The organism is Vibrio sp. J502 (assembly GCF_025397955.1).
In the GTDB taxonomy this organism is placed as follows: domain Bacteria; phylum Pseudomonadota; class Gammaproteobacteria; order Enterobacterales; family Vibrionaceae; genus Vibrio; species Vibrio anguillarum.
In genome coordinates this window covers 1479676-1498572 of sequence record NZ_CP104554.1, presented here as the reverse complement: position 1 = coordinate 1498572, position 18897 = coordinate 1479676, and the positions used below count along the sequence as shown (strand labels likewise).

General features: G+C 44.9%; 17 protein-coding genes, 1 riboswitch and 1 other annotated feature. Of the genes, 12 read left to right on the top strand and 5 right to left on the bottom strand.

Going from position 1 to position 18897, the window contains the following annotated elements; all coding sequences use genetic code 11:
- Window positions 1-52 precede the first annotated feature (52 nt).
- Genes purB through mnmA form a run of 3 tightly spaced genes read right to left on the bottom strand, consistent with a single transcriptional unit; the run spans window position 53 to window position 3237 of the window.
- On the bottom strand, window positions 53-1423 hold the full coding sequence (gene purB, locus N5E84_RS06990; RefSeq protein WP_019281972.1) for an adenylosuccinate lyase: 1371 nt from the start codon (window positions 1421-1423) through the stop codon (window positions 53-55).
- A 54-nt stretch (window positions 1424-1477) separates the two neighbouring features.
- The gene (gene hflD / locus N5E84_RS06985; protein ID WP_019281971.1) at window positions 1478-2095 is read right to left on the bottom strand and encodes a high frequency lysogenization protein HflD; all 618 of its coding nucleotides are present in this window, start codon (window positions 2093-2095) and stop codon (window positions 1478-1480) included.
- Between the two features lie 20 nt (window positions 2096-2115).
- A complete protein-coding gene (gene mnmA, locus N5E84_RS06980; RefSeq protein ID WP_013857104.1) occupies window positions 2116-3237 on the bottom strand; it encodes a tRNA 2-thiouridine(34) synthase MnmA in 1122 nt (373 codons plus the stop codon).
- A 199-nt stretch (window positions 3238-3436) separates the two neighbouring features.
- Between mnmA and N5E84_RS06975 the strand changes: the two genes are divergently transcribed.
- Window positions 3437-3706, top strand: coding sequence for a hypothetical protein (locus tag N5E84_RS06975; protein ID WP_013857103.1), 270 nt, complete (start codon window positions 3437-3439; stop codon window positions 3704-3706).
- A gap of 102 nt (window positions 3707-3808) precedes the next feature.
- Complete coding sequence (locus tag N5E84_RS06970) at window positions 3809-5113, top strand: inosine/guanosine kinase (RefSeq protein WP_019281970.1); 1305 nt, start codon at window positions 3809-3811, stop codon at window positions 5111-5113.
- 57 nt (window positions 5114-5170) lie between these two features.
- Here the strand turns inward: N5E84_RS06970 and N5E84_RS06965 are convergent, their stop codons facing one another.
- On the bottom strand, window positions 5171-5584 hold the full coding sequence (locus N5E84_RS06965) for an H-NS family nucleoid-associated regulatory protein (RefSeq protein ID WP_017043902.1): 414 nt from the start codon (window positions 5582-5584) through the stop codon (window positions 5171-5173).
- 418 nt (window positions 5585-6002) lie between these two features.
- A riboswitch (Lysine riboswitch) is annotated at window positions 6003-6186 on the top strand.
- Between the two features lie 116 nt (window positions 6187-6302).
- On the opposite strand from N5E84_RS06965, the gene N5E84_RS06960 reads away from it, so the two are divergent.
- The 9 genes from N5E84_RS06960 to hisIE all read left to right on the top strand — a co-directional run bounded on the left by N5E84_RS06960 (window position 6303) and on the right by hisIE (window position 15498).
- Window positions 6303-7904 carry a Na+/H+ antiporter NhaC family protein gene (locus tag N5E84_RS06960; RefSeq protein WP_029388167.1) on the top strand — a complete coding sequence of 534 codons (1602 nt, stop codon included), beginning with the start codon at window positions 6303-6305 and terminating at the stop codon, window positions 7902-7904.
- A gap of 193 nt (window positions 7905-8097) precedes the next feature.
- Window positions 8098-8234, top strand: a sequence feature (His leader region).
- Window positions 8235-8287: 53 nt separating this feature from the next.
- Window positions 8288-9184 (top strand): ATP phosphoribosyltransferase, encoded by an 897-nt coding sequence (gene hisG, locus N5E84_RS06955; protein WP_026027608.1) that lies wholly within the window; start codon window positions 8288-8290, stop codon window positions 9182-9184.
- A 5-nt stretch (window positions 9185-9189) separates the two neighbouring features.
- Complete coding sequence (gene hisD / locus N5E84_RS06950) at window positions 9190-10488, top strand: histidinol dehydrogenase (protein ID WP_019281968.1); 1299 nt, start codon at window positions 9190-9192, stop codon at window positions 10486-10488.
- Window positions 10488-11528 carry a histidinol-phosphate transaminase gene (hisC, locus tag N5E84_RS06945; RefSeq protein ID WP_017043905.1) on the top strand — a complete coding sequence of 347 codons (1041 nt, stop codon included), beginning with the start codon at window positions 10488-10490 and terminating at the stop codon, window positions 11526-11528. Before hisD ends, hisC begins: the two co-directional genes overlap by 1 nt.
- 81 nt (window positions 11529-11609) lie before the next feature.
- Entirely contained in the window at window positions 11610-12683 is a 1074-nt protein-coding gene (gene hisB / locus N5E84_RS06940; RefSeq protein WP_019281967.1) for a bifunctional histidinol-phosphatase/imidazoleglycerol-phosphate dehydratase HisB, read from the top strand.
- The gene (gene hisH / locus N5E84_RS06935; RefSeq protein WP_019281966.1) at window positions 12683-13360 is read left to right on the top strand and encodes an imidazole glycerol phosphate synthase subunit HisH; all 678 of its coding nucleotides are present in this window, start codon (window positions 12683-12685) and stop codon (window positions 13358-13360) included. The genes hisB and hisH overlap by 1 nt, the downstream gene beginning before the upstream one ends.
- 13 nt (window positions 13361-13373) lie before the next feature.
- Window positions 13374-14111, top strand: a complete 738-nt coding sequence (gene hisA, locus N5E84_RS06930; protein WP_019281965.1) for a 1-(5-phosphoribosyl)-5-[(5-phosphoribosylamino)methylideneamino]imidazole-4-carboxamide isomerase — start codon at window positions 13374-13376, stop codon at window positions 14109-14111.
- Window positions 14093-14866, top strand: a complete 774-nt coding sequence (gene hisF, locus N5E84_RS06925) for an imidazole glycerol phosphate synthase subunit HisF (protein ID WP_017044649.1) — start codon at window positions 14093-14095, stop codon at window positions 14864-14866. Before hisA ends, hisF begins: the two co-directional genes overlap by 19 nt.
- Window positions 14863-15498 (top strand): bifunctional phosphoribosyl-AMP cyclohydrolase/phosphoribosyl-ATP diphosphatase HisIE, encoded by a 636-nt coding sequence (gene hisIE, locus N5E84_RS06920; RefSeq protein ID WP_017043909.1) that lies wholly within the window; start codon window positions 14863-14865, stop codon window positions 15496-15498. Before hisF ends, hisIE begins: the two co-directional genes overlap by 4 nt.
- A 51-nt stretch (window positions 15499-15549) precedes the next feature.
- Here the strand turns inward: hisIE and N5E84_RS06915 are convergent, their stop codons facing one another.
- Window positions 15550-16233 carry a pseudouridine synthase gene (locus tag N5E84_RS06915; protein WP_206499661.1) on the bottom strand — a complete coding sequence of 228 codons (684 nt, stop codon included), beginning with the start codon at window positions 16231-16233 and terminating at the stop codon, window positions 15550-15552.
- A 361-nt stretch (window positions 16234-16594) separates the two neighbouring features.
- Between N5E84_RS06915 and N5E84_RS06910 the strand changes: the two genes are divergently transcribed.
- A complete protein-coding gene (locus tag N5E84_RS06910; protein ID WP_029388165.1) occupies window positions 16595-18820 on the top strand; it encodes an NADP-dependent isocitrate dehydrogenase in 2226 nt (741 codons plus the stop codon).
- The last annotated feature ends 77 nt before the right edge of the window (window positions 18821-18897 follow it).

Below are 18897 nucleotides of genomic sequence, written 5' to 3'. Positions count from 1 at the left end.
AAACAAAGCCCACTAAGTGGGCTTTGTCATTAATCGGCTAGATTGAAGAGCATTACAATTTGTCGGTTAACTCAATTGCTTGGCCAATGTAGTTGGCTGGTGTCATCTCTTTCAAGCGTGCTTTTTCAGCTTCAGGTAGCGCAAGACTATCAATAAAGTGGCGCATTGCTTCACCATCGACTCGCTTACCGCGCGTGAGTTCTTTCAATTTTTCGTACGGTTTTTCGATGCCGTAGCGGCGCATAACTGTTTGCACTGGTTCAGCAAGGACTTCCCAGTTTTTATCGAGCTCAGCAAGCAGCGCATCACGGTTCACTTCCAGTTTACTGATCCCTTTTAGCGTTGAAGTGTAGGCGATGATCGCATAACCAACACCCACACCAAGGTTACGCAGCACGGTTGAATCTGTTAAGTCACGTTGCCAGCGAGAAATAGGCAGCTTTTGTGCTAGGTGATTGAACACGGCATTAGCAAGGCCTAGGTTGCCTTCTGAGTTTTCAAAATCGATCGGGTTGACTTTATGTGGCATTGTCGATGAACCAATTTCACCCGCAATGGTTCTTTGTCTGAAGTGGCCCAAAGCGATATAGCCCCAAATGTCACGATCGAAGTCGATCAGAATAGTATTGAAGCGGGCAACGGCATCAAATAGCTCTGCGATGTAATCATGTGGCTCAATTTGTGTGGTATAAGGGTTCCACGCCACACCTAGCGATTCAGTGATAAACTCTTCACTAAAGGTATGCCAGTCGAGTTCTGGATAGGCTGAAAGGTGAGCGTTGTAGTTACCTACTGCGCCGTTTACTTTTGCGAGAATCTCGATATTGGCAATCTGCTTATATTGGCGTTCCATACGGTACGCTACGTTAGCCATCTCTTTACCCATAGTACTTGGTGATGCTGGCTGTCCGTGGGTACGAGACAATAACGGAATATCGCGATACTCTTCTGCTAAGTGACGAATCGCATCAATAATGTTGCGCATTTCAGGAAGAAGCACGGTATCGCGCGCTTCTTTGAGCATTAGCGCGTGAGATGTGTTGTTGATGTCTTCTGAAGTACAAGCAAAGTGAATGAATTCATTAACGGCGTGCAGCTCAGGAACACCCGCTACTTTTTCTTTTAAGAAATACTCTACAGCCTTAACATCATGGTTCGTTGTGCGTTCAATTTCTTTAATACGAGCGGCATCTTCTTCGCTAAAATTGTCTGCTATCGCATTAAGAAATTGATTGGCTTCATCACTGAATGCTGGAACTTCGGCAATTCCAGCAGTGGCTGAAAGCTTCTGTAACCAACGAATTTCAACAATGGTCCGATACTTGAGGAGACCAAACTCACTAAAGATACTGCGTAACGCAATCGTTTTACTTCCGTAGCGGCCGTCTACCGGTGAAACAGCAGTCAAGGCTGACAGTTCCATGTTTTTCTCCTGAATTTTGAGGTTAAGTGTGAGAGTGAATTCTTTGCGTCAATATTAGACTCGAGCTAATAAAATCTGAGCTTGTTCGATCATTTTCTTACGACCGAAGATCAGATGGCGACGCTTTCCTCCAACCTGACGCCACAAGACAGCGCAACGAATTCCTGAAAGGAGTAAGGCGCGCACTTTGTGCTGGGTTGAAGTTTGTTGAAGTATGGTAGGGGTTCCAGTGACTTGGATTCTTGGGCCAATAGGGCTGATAACATCCAAGTAGATACTGGCAAGGTTGCTGATCATCTGATCATCAAGCAAGTCAAAATGGTTGACTTGACGTTCAATCGTTTGAATACGATCGCCCAGCTGTGACATCGCATCACGACGAGCGCTTAATTTACGCTCTAATGCCATCAGGCTAATGATATAGCGAGTGATTTCACTCCCTGATGGCGTGCTATCAATACCTTTCACCAAACATTCGAGGCCAATTTTTAAGTTGGCCTCAGAGCCGAAGACATCAAGTGTATTGCTTGGATTAGTACTTAAGATAGCCGTTAGAGAAGTTTCAAACGCGTCTGAATCACAGTGACCATTTTTTGCTACGTGTTGCACTAAAGCGACAGCTTGGCAGATACCCGCAAAAGCGATGGTACGGTCATAAAGGGTGTTAGCCACGTTTATTACTCCTAAGTTGTTTAAATTCGCTGCTCAATAATTCCACCGCCAAGACACACATCGCCTTGATAGAAAACCGCGGATTGACCAGGCGTGACGGCCACTTGTGGCTCATCAAAAATGACTTTAATGTTTTCATCATCAATAGGGATGATGGTACACGCTATATCCGTTTGACGGTAACGCGTTTTTACCGTGCAGCTTAGCGTTGCTTGGATTGGTGTACGATCAACCCAGTGTAATTGGGAAGCGATCAAGCCATGAGATTTCAATAATGGGTGATCAGCGCCTTGGACTGCAATCAAAACGTTACGTTTAAGATCTTTATCAGCGACATACCATGGGTCTTCGTTACCGCCACCGCCTTTTTGGCCACCAATGTGTAACCCTTTGCGTTGACCTAAAGTGTGGTACATCAGGCCTTGATGTTCACCAATAACGAGACCTTCTGGTGTTTCAATTTTACCCGGTTGTGCTGGTAAATAGCGAGACAAGAAGTCGGTAAATTTGCGCTCGCCGATGAAACAGATACCAGTTGAATCTTTTTTCTTCGCCGTCACCAAACCTTGTTCTTCCGCAATGCGTCGAACTTCGGGTTTTTCTAAATCACCCACAGGAAATAAGCTACGGGCCACTTGTTCATGGCTTAACGTGTACAGGAAGTAGCTTTGGTCTTTGTTGTTGTCCAAGCCGCGCAGCATTTGTGGTTTGTCATTACCTTCAGGGAAGGTGCGTCGAACATAGTGGCCCATGGCGATATAATCGGCATCTAGCACTTCATCTGCAAACTCTAAAAAGGCTTTAAACTTGATTTCTTTGTTACAAAGAATGTCTGGGTTGGGAGTTCGCCCTGCTTTATATTCCTCTAGGAAATATTCAAATACGTTGTCCCAATATTCGGCGGCAAAATTAATGGTATGAAGAGGGATGTCTAACTTATCGCACACGGCTTGTGCATCGGCTAAATCTTCCGCCGCTGTACAATATTCCTCGTTATCATCTTCTTCCCAGTTCTTCATGAACAGGCCTTCGACTTGATAACCTTGCTCTTTGAGAAGATACGCCGAAACGGAGGAGTCAACACCACCGGACATGCCGACGATGACTTTCTTTTGGCTGTTTGCGCTGCGGTTGTCTGACATTACTTAATACCACTCAATTGACTTGGTCGCAGATTCTAGCAGAAAGATTTTCGTCGCGACAGATCCGAGACAGCAATCACACTTCTATCTGGTTTAATTGGCGTCGTATCTGTCAATGTCAGCAGAAATTAGTTTTAGAATTCTACAATGGCTTATGGCATAGTGCGTGCCATTTTAAAGCGTAATAAAAGGCCACAAAATGCAAGATGACAATCAGATTATGGATGACGCATTCCTCATCGAAACAGTAGAGAATCAACTCGCGGACGGAAATCCGTTAAAGGTCAAAGAAACCTTGATGCGCTTGATGATGACAGGTCACTCAAGGGAGGATGCCGTTGCCTCTATTGCTTGTGCGCTTGCAATTGAGATTTTTGATGTGATGAAAAACGAAGGGCAATTTGACCTAAAACGCTATTCAGAGCATTTAGATAGGTTACCTGATCTCAGCTTTATGGAAGGTGAATAAAAATAATCAAGAGCAAACGTTTGCTATAGTTGCCTTAGTTGCCGCGCTAATGGGTGCGCGGTAGAATCGCGCATCTTTTTCTCCTCTACTCAGACTGACGTTATGAAATTTCCTGGCCAACGCAAATCAAAGCATTACTTTCCTGTTCATGCACGTGACCCACTTGTTATCCAAGCACAAGAAAATAAAAAAATGTCACGTACACATATTATTGGTATCGACCAGACCTTGGTGGATATAGAAGCGAAAGTAAATACTGACCTCATCGAAAAATATGAGCTTAGTAAAGGCCATTCGTTAGTGATTGACGATCAGAAGGCCGAAGCTTTGTACACTGAGCTCAAACAAAATGGTCTGATTACTAACGAATATGCTGGGGGAACGATTGGCAACACATTACACAATTATTCGGTGCTGGCAGATGATCGCTCAACGTTGTTAGGTGTGATGAGCCAAGATATAAAAATTGGTAGCTACGGTTATCGTTATTTATGTAATACATCAAGTCGGATGGATCTGAATTATTTACAAGCGGTCGATGGAGCGATTGGGCGCTGCTTTGCCTTGATCACAGAGGATGGAGAAAGAACCTTTGCTATTAGTGAAGGGCAAATGAACCAACTTCGCGCAGAAAGTGTTCCAGAAAAAATATTTAAAAGTGCTTCAGCCTTAGTTCTGACTGCTTATTTAATTCGCTGCAAAACTGGTGATCCAATGCCAGAGGCAACAATGAGAGCGATTGAATATGCTAAGAAATATGATGTACCTGTTGTTTTAACCTTAGGCACTAAATTTGTTATTCAAGATGACCCTCAATTTTGGCAAAATTTTTTGCGTGATCATGTCACTGTTGTTGCCATGAATGAAGATGAAGCCGAAGCATTAACCGGGGAAAGTGATCCCCTTGCAGCGTCAAATAAAGCCTTAAATTGGGTTGATCTTGTATTATGCACCGCAGGCCCAGTCGGTTTATTTATGGCAGGATATACTGAAGATGCGGCGAAACGTGAAACATCGTTGCCACTATTACCTGGTTCTATTGCTGAATTCAATCGTTATGAATTTAGTCGCCCAGCATCAAAAATAAGTTGTGAAAATCCGATACGTGTTTATTCTCATATTTCACCGTATATGGGTGGACCTGAGAAAATTAAAAATACTAATGGTGCGGGAGATGCGGCGTTATCGGCATTGCTGCATGATATGGCAGCCAATAAATATCATAAAGAGAACGTCCCTAATTCGAGCAAGCATCAGAATAACTTTTTAACCTATTCATCCTTCTCGCAAGTTTGCAAATATTCCAACCGTGCCAGTTATGAGGTGCTAGCCCAGCATTCACCTCGTCTGTCACGTGGTTTACCTGAACGTGACGACAGCTTAGAAGAAGCGTATTGGGAAAGATAAAAGATTAAAATAATAAAAAGGCTCCGTTAGGAGCCTTTTTATTTGCTAAAGAGATTATTAAATCTCGAATTCTTCTAGAGATTTACCTGCATCAAGTTGCTCTTGAATTGCAGAAGGTGTGCGACCTTGACCTGTCCATGTTTTTTCTTGGCCATTGGCATCAAGATATTTGTATTTTGCTGGACGAGGTGCGCGTTTGCCTTGAACTTTAACTTTGTTCTTAGTTTCACCAGAAAGTGCAGAAATTAATGCGCTTACATCAATACCGTCTTTGGCAATCTGTTCTGCAATCGCAGCCAGCTTCGCTTCTTGTTCTGCGCGAGCAGAGCGTTCTTCTTCTTCCGCTTCTCTGCGTTCTTGAACAACGATCGTTAATTTATCTAGTGCTTCTTCAAGCTGCTCTAGAGTGAGTTCACGAGAAAAAGCGCGTAGGCTACGAATATTAAGTAGAGTTTTTGTTAATTCAGACATGACTATTCCTATTTGATTTAATTTAGTCGACACAGCAATAATAAACTGCTGAATTGGTACTTACAATATTAGATTCAAATATTAATGAAAATTTTATAGATAAATAAAAATCAAAAAAATATGAACTTGTTAATGATGAGCTAATTTCATACATAAGTAGTAGTATCAAGAAGATCATCAATGATTTTTAGATAGACTTATAATTAATGTTTTTTATTATAATCTTCGTGATATTCATTGCACCACATTATGAAAGAAGTCTCAATGTTTCTTAATGAATGTGACCAATAATTGATGCACTTTGATGACATGATCGGTTGCAATGCATTCGTTGTTAAGTACAATGTCATTTACCTAAAGCGAAGTAAGACATTTATCATTGTTAAAATGACTTAATAACGGTGATTTATTGTACTTTCTTTGACGTAGAGGTGCGGTAAAAAATAGTAACTTTTGTTGGGGTAATGCCAATGAACAAAAGTGAAAGGTTTTATCGCCGAAGTAAGTATGCACATTAAAGCAGCTTGCTGGGGTTGTATTCGAATAGGAACAACACTGCCATAGTCTATTCTTTTTTTAAACTATGGAGCGCTACTGTAGGGTTGGGTGAAGTGTTCGCTTCCCTTTCGCTTAGTTCAACATGAATTACGTGGTTATCTTAGCTCGTAATTTGTCTGCAGTAGATCTCTAACCATTTACTTACTGGTTTTTGAAGATCATGAATTTAATCGATTTTGCATCATCTCCTCTGTCGCTGTTACCGCCTCTGGTAGCATTAAGTTTGGCTGTTCTTACACGCAGAGTACTTGTTTCATTAGGTGTCGGTATTGTATTAGGCGCGGTATTACTCGCGGATTATTCTTTTGGTAGTGCATTCAGTTATGTTGCTACTAAGGTATCAAGCGTCTTTGTTGCTGATGGCGGCATTAATACTTGGAATATGAGTATCGTCGGATTTTTGCTTTTATTAGGTATGATGACCGCGCTATTAACTTTGTCTGGCGGTACTCGTGCTTTTGCCGAATGGGCACAAGTCCGCGTAAAAAGTAAACGTGGCTCAAAACTGCTGGCGGCATTTTTGGGTGTGTTTATTTTCGTTGATGATTATTTTAACAGTTTAGCCGTAGGTTCTATTTCTCGCCCTGTGACTGACCGCTTTTATGTATCTCGCGCTAAACTTGCCTATATCCTTGATTCAACTGCAGCACCAATGTGCGTTGTGATGCCAGCTTCTAGTTGGGGCGCGTACATTATGACGATTATTGGCGGTATTCTCGTTTCTCACGGGATTACCGAATATTCGGCATTGGGCGCGTACATGCGTTTAGTACCAATGAATTTTTATGCCATTTTTGCATTACTGATGGTGTTTGCGGTGGTGTGGTTCCAATTAGATATTGGTCAAATGCGCCAGCATGAAATTAATGCCTCCCAAGGCCGTGGATTCGACGACGCAAATGAAAACGATAGCCAAGACGCACATGAGTTAAATGAAGAGCTTGATATCAAAGAGAGCGAACATGGCAAAGTGTTGGATCTGGTTTTGCCTATCGTATTACTCATCATTGCAACGATTTCAGCCATGTTATTTACGGGTGGTCAATCTTTAGCCGCAGACGGTAAAGCATTTGATCTACTGGGTGCGTTTGAAAACACCAATGTCGGCGCTTCATTGATTTACGGCGGGCTAGTTGGCTTGGCGATGGCTCTGTTTACTGTGTTTAAGCAAAAGCTGCCAATGAATGACATCAGTAATACATTGTGGATCGGTGCTAAATCGATGTTTGGTGCGATTTTGATCCTGATTTTTGCTTGGACAATTGGCTCTGTTATTGGGGACATGAAAACCGGTGCGTATATGTCATCTTTGGTTCAAGGTAATATTGATCCGCATTGGCTACCGGTCATCTTATTCTTACTATCGGGCGTGATGGCGTTTTCAACCGGCACTTCTTGGGGAACGTTTGGCATCATGTTGCCCATTGCTGGAGATATGGCTGCGGCGACCGATATCGCTCTAATACTCCCTATGCTGAGCGCGGTGCTCGCTGGTTCCGTTTTTGGTGACCACTGTTCTCCTATTTCTGACACCACCATTTTATCGTCGACAGGCGCGCGTTGTAACCATATCGATCACGTTGCGACACAATTGCCGTATGCACTGGCTACGGCCTTGGTTTCGAGTGTCGGTTTTGTTGTTTTAGGAATGACAGCGTCAGTGCTGATCTCGTTGGCTTGTGCCTCTGTTGCATTTATCATTGTGTGCATGATTATGGCCGCTATGGCGAAATCAAAAATGACACATTGCGAGACGTTGTAGCTGTATTTTGGTTAAATAGAGTTGATGAAAGGGAAACGAAAGTTTCCCTTTTTTATTACTGGCGCACGACGGCGAAAAAAGATTTTAAAAAAGCAAAATTTTTAGTTGAAAAAGAACATCAGCTTGGTTAGTGTGGAGTCAAGACAGCAAACCAATAAGAGCTGATAAGTATGCGTAATTTTGTAATGAACATTCATCATCACCATCACCCTAAATAATCTTTCGGGGAGATGTACGCATACCCGGGAGGCAGGAAACTCCCGGTGGTTAAGTCAAAGCATTTAGATTAAAACCCTCGGGAGAACGCAAATCTCCCGAGGGTTTTTTCATTTTGCTTTAACTCAATTCCAAATACATTCAATACATTGCACAGGGAAATTGTCATGCAAACACAACGCCTAAGAATTGCCATCCAGAAGAAAGGCCGCTTGAGCTCAGAGTGCCAAGACCTACTTAAAAAATGCGGCGTGAAATTCAATATCATGGGTGAGCGTCTTGTCGTTCACTCTCTCAATATGCCGATCGACCTACTGCTAGTGCGTGATGACGACATACCCGGGCTGGTGATGGACGGTGTGGTTGATCTCGGTTTCATTGGTGAGAATGAACTGGAAGAGGTGCGTTTAGAACGCTTGTCGCAAAATAAGAAAAGTGAGTTTGTTTCACTGCGCCGTCTTGATTTTGGCGGCTGCCGCTTATCCATCGCGATCAATAAAGATCAGCAATACAACGGTCCTCAAGATTTGGCGGGTAAACGCATCGCCACAACTTATCCGCAGCTACTCAAAGCGTACATGGATGAAAAGGGCATTGATTTTAGCACTTGTGTGCTCACAGGCTCTGTTGAGGTTGCGCCACGAGCTGGCTTAGCTGATGCGATTGCTGACCTTGTTTCTACCGGCGCAACATTAGAAGCGAATGGTCTCAAAGAGGCTGAAGTTATCTTCCAATCCAAAGCAACACTCATTCAGCGTCAAGGTGAATTCAGTGAAGATAAGCAAGCATTGATTGCTCGTTTATTGACGCGTATGCAAGGCGTGATTCAAGCCAAAGAGTCCAAATACATCATGCTGCATGCCCCGGTTGATCAATTAGAAGCGATTAAAGACTTACTTCCGGGAGCGGAAGACCCAACAGTGCTGCCTTTATCGGCGGAGAAAAATCGCGTTGCAGTACATGTGGTCAGTACCGAGAACCTATTTTGGGAAACCATGGAGCGCCTAAAAGCATTAGGGGCGAGTTCTATTTTGGTTTTACCTATCGATAAAATGATGGAGTAACGGCGATGAGAACTGTCGTTTGGCAATCGTTGAGTGAAACTCAGCAAGATGCAATTTTAGAACGCCCGGCCATTACTGAAGGAGCCAATGTCACTGCTGCTGTGAGCGCCGTGATTGCGCAGGTGAAAGCGCAAGGTGACCAAGCGTTAATTGAGTTAACTGAAAAATTTGACCGCGTGAAACCGGATTCAATTCGCGTTTCAAGTGGTGAGATTGATGCGGCGTGCGAGCGTCTTTCTGACAAGATGAAACAAGCGCTTCAACAAGCTTATGAGAACATTACTAAGTTCCATAAAGCACAAAAGCTGCAACCGATCAAAGTGGAAACGCAGCCGGGAGTGGTGTGTGAACAAGTCACGCGTCCAATTAATACGGTGGGCTTGTACATTCCCGGAGGCAGTGCGCCTTTACCTTCTACCGTATTAATGTTGGGTGTTCCTGCACAAATTGCAGGGTGTCGTAAAGTGGTGCTCTGCTCACCGCCACCGATTGCGGACGAAATCCTCTACGTGGCCAAGCTGTGTAACATTGATGAGGTGTACAACATTGGTGGTGGTCAAGCGATTGCAGCAATGGCTTATGGGACTAAATCCGTTGCTAAAGTAGACAAAATCTTCGGCCCCGGTAATGCCTACGTGACAGAAGCAAAACGTCAAGTGAGCAATGATTTTCGCGGTGCAGCGATTGATATGCCAGCGGGTCCTTCGGAAGTGTTGGTGATTGCTGATGATACGGCTGATGCCGATTTTATCGCGGCAGATCTGCTTAGCCAAGCTGAGCACGGACCTGATTCACAAGTTGTGTTAGTGACCCCTTCAGCGGTGATTGCCGATCAAGTAACAGATGCAGTGCAAAAGCAGCTAAAAAGCTTATCTCGCGCCGCCATTGCAGAAAAAGCCTTGGCTTCTAGTTTGATTATCATCGCTGAGTCTTTGACCCAAGCGGTTTCTATCTCGAACTACTACGGTCCTGAGCATTTAATTGTGCAAACGCGGAACCCTCGTGAGCTGTTGCCGTTACTTGATAACGCTGGCTCAATTTTCTTAGGTGAGTGGTCACCAGAATCAGCCGGTGACTACGCTTCGGGTACCAACCACGTTTTGCCAACATACGGTTACACGCGTACTTATTCTAGCCTTGGTTTAGCTGATTTTAGTAAGCGCATGACGGTGCAAGAACTCAGCGCAGAGGGCTTACAAGGGTTAGCGCCAACCGTGGTCACAATGGCAGAAGCTGAAGGATTGGATGCACACAAACGTGCGGTCACCATTCGAGTCGAAAAATTGCAAAAGGCGAAAAAATAATGGAAAAACTGGCTCGTAAGCAAATTCAAGCACTGAAACCTTACTTATCGGCTCGCCGTATTGGCGGCAGTGGTGATGTGTGGCTCAATGCCAACGAATCGCCATTCAATAATGAGTACAAAACCGATTTTGTGCGTTTGAACCGTTACAGTGATTGCCAACCCAAAGCTATGATCGATGCGTATGCGGCTTATGCCAAGGTACAGCCAGAGCAGGTGTTGACCTCACGTGGTGCCGATGAAGGGATTGAGCTTTTGATCCGCGCATTTTGTGAGCCCAATCAAGACGCTATTTTATACTGTCCGCCGACTTATGGTATGTACGCGATTAGCGCTGAAACGTTCGGTGTCGAGCGTAAAGTTGTGCCATTAACGGCAGATTGGCAGCTCGACCTGTCAGCCATTCGTGCCAATTTGGACAGCGTGAAGTTGATCTTCGTTTGTAGTCCTAATAATCCAACCGGCAATTTGGTTAAGCGCCAAGATATTATTGCTTTGCTGGAAATGACTAAAGACCGCGCTATTGTCGTGATGGATGAAGCCTACATTGATTTCTGTCCAGAAGCCTCAACCGTTGATTTATTAGCGCAATACCCGAATTTGGCGATTTTACGCACCTTATCTAAAGCGTTTGCGCTTGCCGGTTTGCGCTGCGGTTTTACCTTGGCCAATAAAGAGCTGATTGATGTGCTGCAGAAGGTAATTGCACCTTATCCCGTGCCAATTCCGGTAGCAGACATTGCCGTGCAAGCGTTATCGGAAGCTGGGCTTGCTCGTACCAAATTCCAAGTGTTGGATCTCAATGCAAACCGTGCTTACTTACAAGCAGGGTTGTATATGGTGCCCAATTTAACTGTGTTTGAAGGATGGGGAAACTACCTATTAGTGAAATTTCCCGATGGCGATGCATTGTTTAAAGCCGCTTGGGATCACGGCATTATTTTACGCAATTCTCCGATTGAAAATTGTGTGAGGATCAGTATCGGTAATCGCGAAGAGTGTGAAAAAACACTCGCTTTTATTCGCAATTATTATCAGTAATCGAGCACCATAAATAGCCCAAAATGAATAAAGAGCCAGTCGTTTAAGTAACGTTACTGGCCAATAGAAAAGGATATTCCAGTGAGCAAACAGCAAAAAATTCTCTTTATTGATCGTGACGGCACCTTAATTGTTGAGCCTCCGGTTGATTTCCAAGTTGATCGTTTAGACAAACTGAAACTAGAGCCGTATGTGATCCCAAGCCTACTGGCTTTGCAGGCTGCGGGTTATCGGCTGGTGATGGTCACCAACCAAGATGGACTGGGGACGGATAGCTATCCTCAAGCGGATTTCGATGCCCCTCATGCGATGATGATGGACATTTTTCAGTCCCAAGGAGTGATCTTTGATGATGTGTTGATTTGCCCGCACTTTGAAAAAGATAATTGCTCTTGCCGCAAACCCAAACTGGGGATGGTTAAAGAGTATCTGCAAGGAGGCAAAGTCGATTTTCAGCAATCAGTGGTGATTGGCGATCGAATGACCGACCTGCAACTGGCTGAAAATATGGCGATCCGTGGTATTCAGTATCATCCGAAAAGTATGGGATGGCGTGAAATAGTTAAAGACTTAACCGTGAAAACGCGCAGCGCCGAAGTGGTGAGAACCACTAAAGAGACCGACATCAAAGTAGCGGTCAATTTGGATGAAACGGGTGGTAATCAGATTACAACGGGGTTAGGTTTTTTTGACCACATGCTTGACCAAATCGCAACCCATGGTGGTTTTCAATTGAAGTTGAGCGTCAATGGTGATCTGCACATTGATGATCACCACACCATTGAAGATACCGCATTAGCACTCGGGCAAGCCTTAAAAGAGGCATTAGGCGATAAGCGTGGCATTGGTCGTTTTGGTTTTTCGTTGCCGATGGATGAGTGTTTAGCACAATGCGCGCTCGATCTATCGGGTCGCCCTTATCTGAAATTTGAGGCCACCTTTACACGTGAGCAAGTGGGCGATCTCTCCACTGAAATGGTATATCACTTCTTCCGTTCATTAACCGACACTTTGGCCTGTACGCTACATCTCTCATCCAGTGGCGAGAATGATCACCATATTATTGAAAGTTTGTTTAAGGCTTTTGGCCGCACATTGCGCCAAGCCATTAAAGTGGAAGGCAATGAACTACCTAGCAGCAAAGGAGTACTGTAATGTCGTCAGTCCGCGAAGCGATGAGTGATAACAGCAGCCAGCCGCAAAAGGTTGTCATCATTGATACAGGCTGCGCTAATGTTTCTTCCGTGAAATTTGCCATCGAACGCTTGGGTTACCCAGTCACTATTTCAAAAGATCCTGATGTGGTGTTGACGGCAGATAAGCTGTTTTTACCCGGTGTCGGTACGGCAAGTGAGGCGATGAAAAATCTGCAACAGCGCGATTTAATCACCTTGGTAAAACAGGTTGAAAAGCCACTGCTCGGCATCTGTTTAGGCATGCAACTGTTAGGTCAGCTGTCAGAAGAAAAAGGACAGCAAGCTAGCGATCAAGCTAATGGCATTGTTGATAATGATATTGTTGAATGCTTGAGATTATGTGACGGCGAGGTTCGCCTGATGGATACAGGCGATTTACCACTGCCACATATGGGTTGGAACACGGTCAATGCCGAAAGCGGCCATCCTCTGTTTAAAGGCATTGAGCAAGGTGAATATTTCTATTTTGTCCATAGCTACGCCATGCCCGTCGGTGAATACACGATTGCTGAATGTGAATACGGTAAGCCTTTCACCGCGGCGCTGCAAAGCGGTAATTACTATGGTGTCCAATTTCACCCAGAGCGCTCATCCAAAGCAGGCTCAGCACTGATCAAGAACTTCTTGGAATTATAAAAGGGAATTAGCAATGATCATTCCAGCATTAGATTTAATTGATGGCCAAGTGGTTCGCTTATTTCAAGGCGATTATGGTCAAGTTACCGAATACAAAGTGGATCCTGCAGAGCAGTTTCGCCTCTATCATCAGGCTGGAGCTAACTGGTTGCACCTTGTCGATTTAACGGGTGCAAAAGATACCTCAGCCCGACAGCTTGATCTGATTGCCAAACTGCTTGCCAGTACCCCTGCCAATATTCAAATTGGTGGCGGTGTGCGTAGTGAGCAAGATGTGGTGGATTTATTAAATGCGGGTGCGCAGCGCGTGGTTGTCGGTTCTACGGCCGTAAAACAGCCTGAATTAGTCAAAGGATGGATGGAAAAGTATGGCGCAGAAAAAATTGTGCTAGCGCTCGACATCAACATTGATCAAGACGGCACACGTAAAGTGGCCATTTCAGGTTGGCAAGAAGATTCAGGTGTAACGATAGAAGCCTTGATTGATGATTACCTAACGGTCGGTTTGACACACGTATTGTGCACTGATATTTCCCGCGATGGCACACTAGCCGGTTCTAACGTTGAGTTGTATATCGATTTATGCAAACAGTACCCACAAGTACAGTTTCAATCCTCAGGTGGTATCGGTAGCTTAGCGGACATCAAAGTCTTAACAGGCAGTGGTGTTGCTGGCGTGATCGTCGGTCGTGCCTTATTAGATGGTAAGTTCACCGCTCAGGAGGCATTCGAATGTTGGCAAAACGCATAATTCCTTGTTTGGATGTCCGCGATGGACAAGTAGTGAAAGGGGTGCAGTTTCGCAATCACGAAATCATTGGTGATATCGTACCGCTTGCAAAACGCTACGCCGAAGAGGGCGCGGATGAGTTGGTGTTTTACGACATTACCGCGTCGAGTGATGGCCGAGTGGTTGATAAAAGTTGGGTTGCGCGTGTCGCGGCAGTGATTGATATTCCATTTTGCGTCGCGGGCGGTATTAAATCTGCCGAAGATGCTGCGCGAATTTTAGAATTTGGTGCAGATAAAGTCTCCATTAACTCTCCAGCACTCGCTAACCCACAGTTGATTACTGACTTAGCGGATAAATTTGGCGTGCAATGTATTGTGGTCGGCATTGACTCTTACTTCGATCAAGAAACGGGTCAGTATCAGGTCTATCAATTTACTGGCGATGAGACGCGCACCAAAGCAACACAGTGGCAAACTTGCGATTGGGTACAAGAGGTACAAAAACGTGGTGCGGGTGAAATCGTATTGAATATGATGAACCAAGACGGCGTGCGTAATGGTTATGATCTACAGCAACTCCAGAAGGTACGTGCTGTGTGTCGCGTGCCACTTATCGCTTCTGGCGGGGCGGGAACGATGGAGCACTTTGCGCAAGCTTACCAACAAGCTCATGTCGATGGCGCGTTGGCGGCATCGGTTTTTCACAAGCAGATCATCAATATCGGCGAATTAAAACAATATTTACAAGCAGAAGGTGTAGAGGTAAGACGATGAGTTTTCAAGTATCGAGTGCGGTTGCACTTTCTGAGCGTATTGATTGGAACAAAGTTGATGGCCTTGTTCCGGCGATAGTGCAAGATTTTCAATCAAGTCAAGTGCTTATGATGGGTTACATGAACCAAGATGCGTTGCAAAAAACCGCGCAAACAGGCCAAGTGACGTTCTTTTCTCGCAGCAAACAGCGCCTTTGGACCAAAGGAGAGACCTCTGGTCATGTGTTACAGTTAAAAAACATGGCGCTCGATTGTGATAACGACACTTTATTGGTCAAAGTGAATCCCATTGGGCCAACGTGCCATACTGGAACCACAACCTGTTGGGATAACGATGCACAAGAAGAGTCTCAAATGGTGTGGCTTCATCAGCTTGAGCAGCTATTGGCTGCCCGCAAGAGTGCCGACCCTGATTCCTCTTACACCGCTAGCCTTTATGCCCGTGGAACAAAGCGTATTTCGCAGAAAGTGGGCGAAGAGGGCGTTGAAGTTGCGCTTGCGGCGACGTCGGGCGATAAGGCGGAGTTAGTGTGTGAGTCTGCTGATTTGATTTATCACTTATTGGTGCTATTGCAAGACCAAGGATTAGCGTTGAGTGATGTGATTGATAAGCTTAAAGAACGCCATAAATAAACACAGTGAAGCCTCTTAAATTAAAGAGGCTTCCGTTTTTTGAGAGCGGTGTCAGAGGGTAATTTCTTTCCACTCACCGGGTTGTAGATCGCCTAAAACAGTGTCGCCCATCGCGTAGCGCACTAAGCGCAGTGTTGGAAAGCCAATATGCGCTGTCATACGTCGTACTTGCCGGTTTTTACCTTCAGTAATGGTAATCGCAAGCCATGTGGTTGGGATTTGTGCGCGAAAACGAACCGGTGGATTACGTTCCCACAAGGTAGGCGGTTGCAAAATCTCAACCTTGGCAGGCAGCGTCATGCCATCTTTTAGCTCTACACCTTGGCGCAATTTATCTAAATCGTTTTGAGCGGGTTCTCCTTCTACTTGAACCCAATACGTTTTTGGTAATTTTGACTGCGGCTGCGTTAGTCTTGCTTGCAAGATGCCGTCATTGGTGAGCACCATCAAACCTTCGCTGTCTCTGTCCAAGCGACCTGCGGCATACACCTCTTTTACGGGAATAAAATCAGCGAGAGTTTTGCGCCCATCACCATCGGTAAACTGGCTTAGCGTATCAAAAGGCTTATTAAAGATGATGACTTTTCGATCAGCAAGTGATACTCGTTTTTTTACCTCTTCTGCAGATGAGGAGGAGCGGGCGGTTGAACGCTGATGTGGATCGCGCCGTTTAAAATGAGAAGAGCCAGAGGGTTTTGATACTGATGAAGAATCACGACGCAAGCGGGATGACATGTTAACTACCTTGCAAAAATGTAAATGAAGTGTGTTTGAAAGTTTTCTGAACTTTGGATTTAAGCTATGATTTGCGCGCCCAGAAACAGGATTGACGCACAAGATAATAGACTATTATCCTAGTTTTGTTTAATTATACTCAACCCATGCTATTTGGATTCAGTATCAATAAAGGGTTTGGGTGTATACGTATTTTCACTCAATGACTAAAATCGGATAACGCTCAACGACATTCGATTCAGTTTTTGAAAGAGTGACGCTATCGTGTTCAAGTCGCGAGGATGCTAACCCACTTGACACGGACAATCACACAGCGCTGTTTCATCCAATGGTGCTGCTAGAACAAATAGGGAAATTTTTCATGCCTACAGAAAAACCTACAATTATTTATACCATCACAGACGAAGCACCAGCACTGGCCACTTATTCTTTATTGCCGATTATCCAATCCTTTACCGCCTCGTCAGGCATTAGCGTTGAAACCCGCGATATTTCACTGGCTGCGCGTATCCTTGCCAGCTTCCCTGAACATTTAAAAGAAAATCAACGTGTAAGTGATGCGCTTGCCGAATTAGGTGAACTGGCGACCAAACCAGAAGCGAATATTATTAAACTGCCTAACGTTTCTGCATCGGTCCCACAATTGAAAGCCGCTATTAAAGAGTTGCAGGAAAAAGGTTACGACCTACCAAATTATCCTGAAGAACCAAGTGCCTACGAAGAAGAAGCGATTAAAGCGACTTACGATAAAATCAAAGGTAGTGCGGTTAACCCTGTGTTGCGTGAAGGAAACTCCGATCGCCGCGCACCATTATCAGTCAAGAATTATGCGAAGAAAAACCCACATTCAATGGGCGCATGGTCACCGCAATCCCGTTCACATGTTGCCAGCATGCAAGACAAAGATTTCTATGGAACAGAAAAGTCAGTCACCATTGAAGGTGACACTAAGGTCAAAATTGAGTTTGTCGGCCATGATGGCTCGACTAAAGTCTTAAAGAAAGAGTTTGCGCTGCTTGATAAAGAAATTATCGATGCTTCAGTTCTAAGCAAAAAAGCGTTAGTTGAGTTTTTCGAGCAACAAATCGCAGCAGCGAAACAGCAAGATGTGCTGCTTTCCTTGCACATGAAAGCAACCATGATGAAAGTGTCTGACCCAGTCATTTTCGGCCATGCAGTTAAAGTGTACTACAAGGACGTATTTGCGAAGTATGGCGCGTTGTTTGACTCATTAGGTGTTGATGTCAACAATGGCCTAGGCGATGTTTACGCGAAAATACAAGCATTGCCACAAGCACAGAAAGAAGAAATTGAAGCCGCGATTCAAGCGGTTTATAACACGCAGCCACCGCTTGCTATGGTCGATTCTGACCGAGGTATTACTAACCTACATGTCCCAAGCGATATCATTGTTGATGCGTCAATGCCAGCAATGCTGCGCGCTTCTGGTCAAATGTGGGGGCCAGATGGCAAGCAACAAGACACCAAAGCACTGATCCCCGATCGCTGCTACGCTGGCGTTTATCAAGCGGTGATTGATTTTTGTAAAAAGCACGGCGCATTTGATCCCACCACGATGGGCAGTGTGCCAAACGTGGGCCTTATGGCGCAAAAAGCTGAAGAATATGGATCGCACGATAAAACCTTTATCCTCGATGCTGCGGGTTCGGTACGTGTTGTGGATACCTCCGGCAAAGTATTGCTAGAGCAAGCTGTTGAAGCTGGTGATATTTTCCGCATGTGCCAAGTGAAAGATGCACCGATCCAAGACTGGGTGAAACTAGCCGTGACTCGCGCCAGAGCTACTGGTGTTCCTGCGATTTTCTGGTTAGACGATCAGCGTGCGCATGACCGTGAATTGATCAAAAAAGTCAACGTCTACCTTGCTGATCATGATACGGCCGGTTTAGATATTCAGATCCTATCACCCGTTGAAGCGACTCAGTTCACACTTGAGCGTCTCAAAGCGGGTAAAGATACCATCTCAGTTACGGGTAACGTACTGCGTGATTACCTCACGGATCTATTCCCCATTCTTGAGCTCGGTACTTCGGCTAAAATGTTGTCGATTGTTCCCTTGATGAATGGCGGTGGCTTGTTTGAAACAGGTGCTGGTGGCTCTGCGCCAAAACACGTTCAGCAGGTTGAGAAAGAAAACCACTTGCGTTGGGATTCGTTAGGCGAATTTTTGGCGCTGGCGGCGTCTTTGGAACATTTGAGTGTTGTCACTGGAAATGCGAAAGCGAAAGTACTAGCCGATGCGCTTGATAAAGCCACAGGTAAGTTCCTTGATCTCAATAAATCACCATCGCGCAGAGTTGGTGAGCTTGATAACCGTGGCAGTCACTACTATCTTGCAACCTATTGGGCTGAGGCCTTAGCAGAGCAGACGGCGGATGCTGATTTAGCGGCGGAATTCGCACCGATTGCGAAGCAGCTACAAGAAAATGAACAGGTTATCGTCTCTGAGCTGAATCAGGCACAAGGTACTCCGGGTGATTTGGGTGGTTACTATGCGCCAGTGTTTGAAAAAGCATCAGCACTAATGCGTCCAAGCCAAACCTTGAACGCGATCATTGGCGCTTAACCTTCAGTTATTCACCTCTAAGCAATAAAAAAACCCGCCAGTTCGGCGGGTTTTTCATCAAATACACGTTTGGCAGC

Bases quoted from the DNA above. Each gene is read 5' to 3' on its own strand.
- N5E84_RS06965 (WP_017043902.1), bottom strand. From the start codon at position 5,584: ATGTCTGAATTAACAAAAACTCTACTTAATATTCGTAGCCTACGCGCT.
- N5E84_RS06970 (WP_019281970.1), top strand. From the start codon at position 3,809: ATGAAATTTCCTGGCCAACGCAAATCAAAGCATTACTTTCCTGTTCAT.
- N5E84_RS06960 (WP_029388167.1), top strand. From the start codon at position 6,303: ATGAATTTAATCGATTTTGCATCATCTCCTCTGTCGCTGTTACCGCCT.
- purB (WP_019281972.1), bottom strand. From the start codon at position 1,423: ATGGAACTGTCAGCCTTGACTGCTGTTTCACCGGTAGACGGCCGCTAC.
- N5E84_RS06975 (WP_013857103.1), top strand. From the start codon at position 3,437: ATGCAAGATGACAATCAGATTATGGATGACGCATTCCTCATCGAAACA.
- hisF (WP_017044649.1), top strand. From the start codon at position 14,093: ATGTTGGCAAAACGCATAATTCCTTGTTTGGATGTCCGCGATGGACAA.
- hisIE (WP_017043909.1), top strand. From the start codon at position 14,863: ATGAGTTTTCAAGTATCGAGTGCGGTTGCACTTTCTGAGCGTATTGAT.
- hisC (WP_017043905.1), top strand. From the start codon at position 10,488: ATGGAAAAACTGGCTCGTAAGCAAATTCAAGCACTGAAACCTTACTTA.
- hisA (WP_019281965.1), top strand. From the start codon at position 13,374: ATGATCATTCCAGCATTAGATTTAATTGATGGCCAAGTGGTTCGCTTA.
- hisG (WP_026027608.1), top strand. From the start codon at position 8,288: ATGCAAACACAACGCCTAAGAATTGCCATCCAGAAGAAAGGCCGCTTG.
- mnmA (WP_013857104.1), bottom strand. From the start codon at position 3,237: ATGTCAGACAACCGCAGCGCAAACAGCCAAAAGAAAGTCATCGTCGGC.
- N5E84_RS06915 (WP_206499661.1), bottom strand. From the start codon at position 16,233: ATGTCATCCCGCTTGCGTCGTGATTCTTCATCAGTATCAAAACCCTCT.
- hisD (WP_019281968.1), top strand. From the start codon at position 9,190: ATGAGAACTGTCGTTTGGCAATCGTTGAGTGAAACTCAGCAAGATGCA.
- N5E84_RS06910 (WP_029388165.1), top strand. From the start codon at position 16,595: ATGCCTACAGAAAAACCTACAATTATTTATACCATCACAGACGAAGCA.
- hisH (WP_019281966.1), top strand. From the start codon at position 12,683: ATGTCGTCAGTCCGCGAAGCGATGAGTGATAACAGCAGCCAGCCGCAA.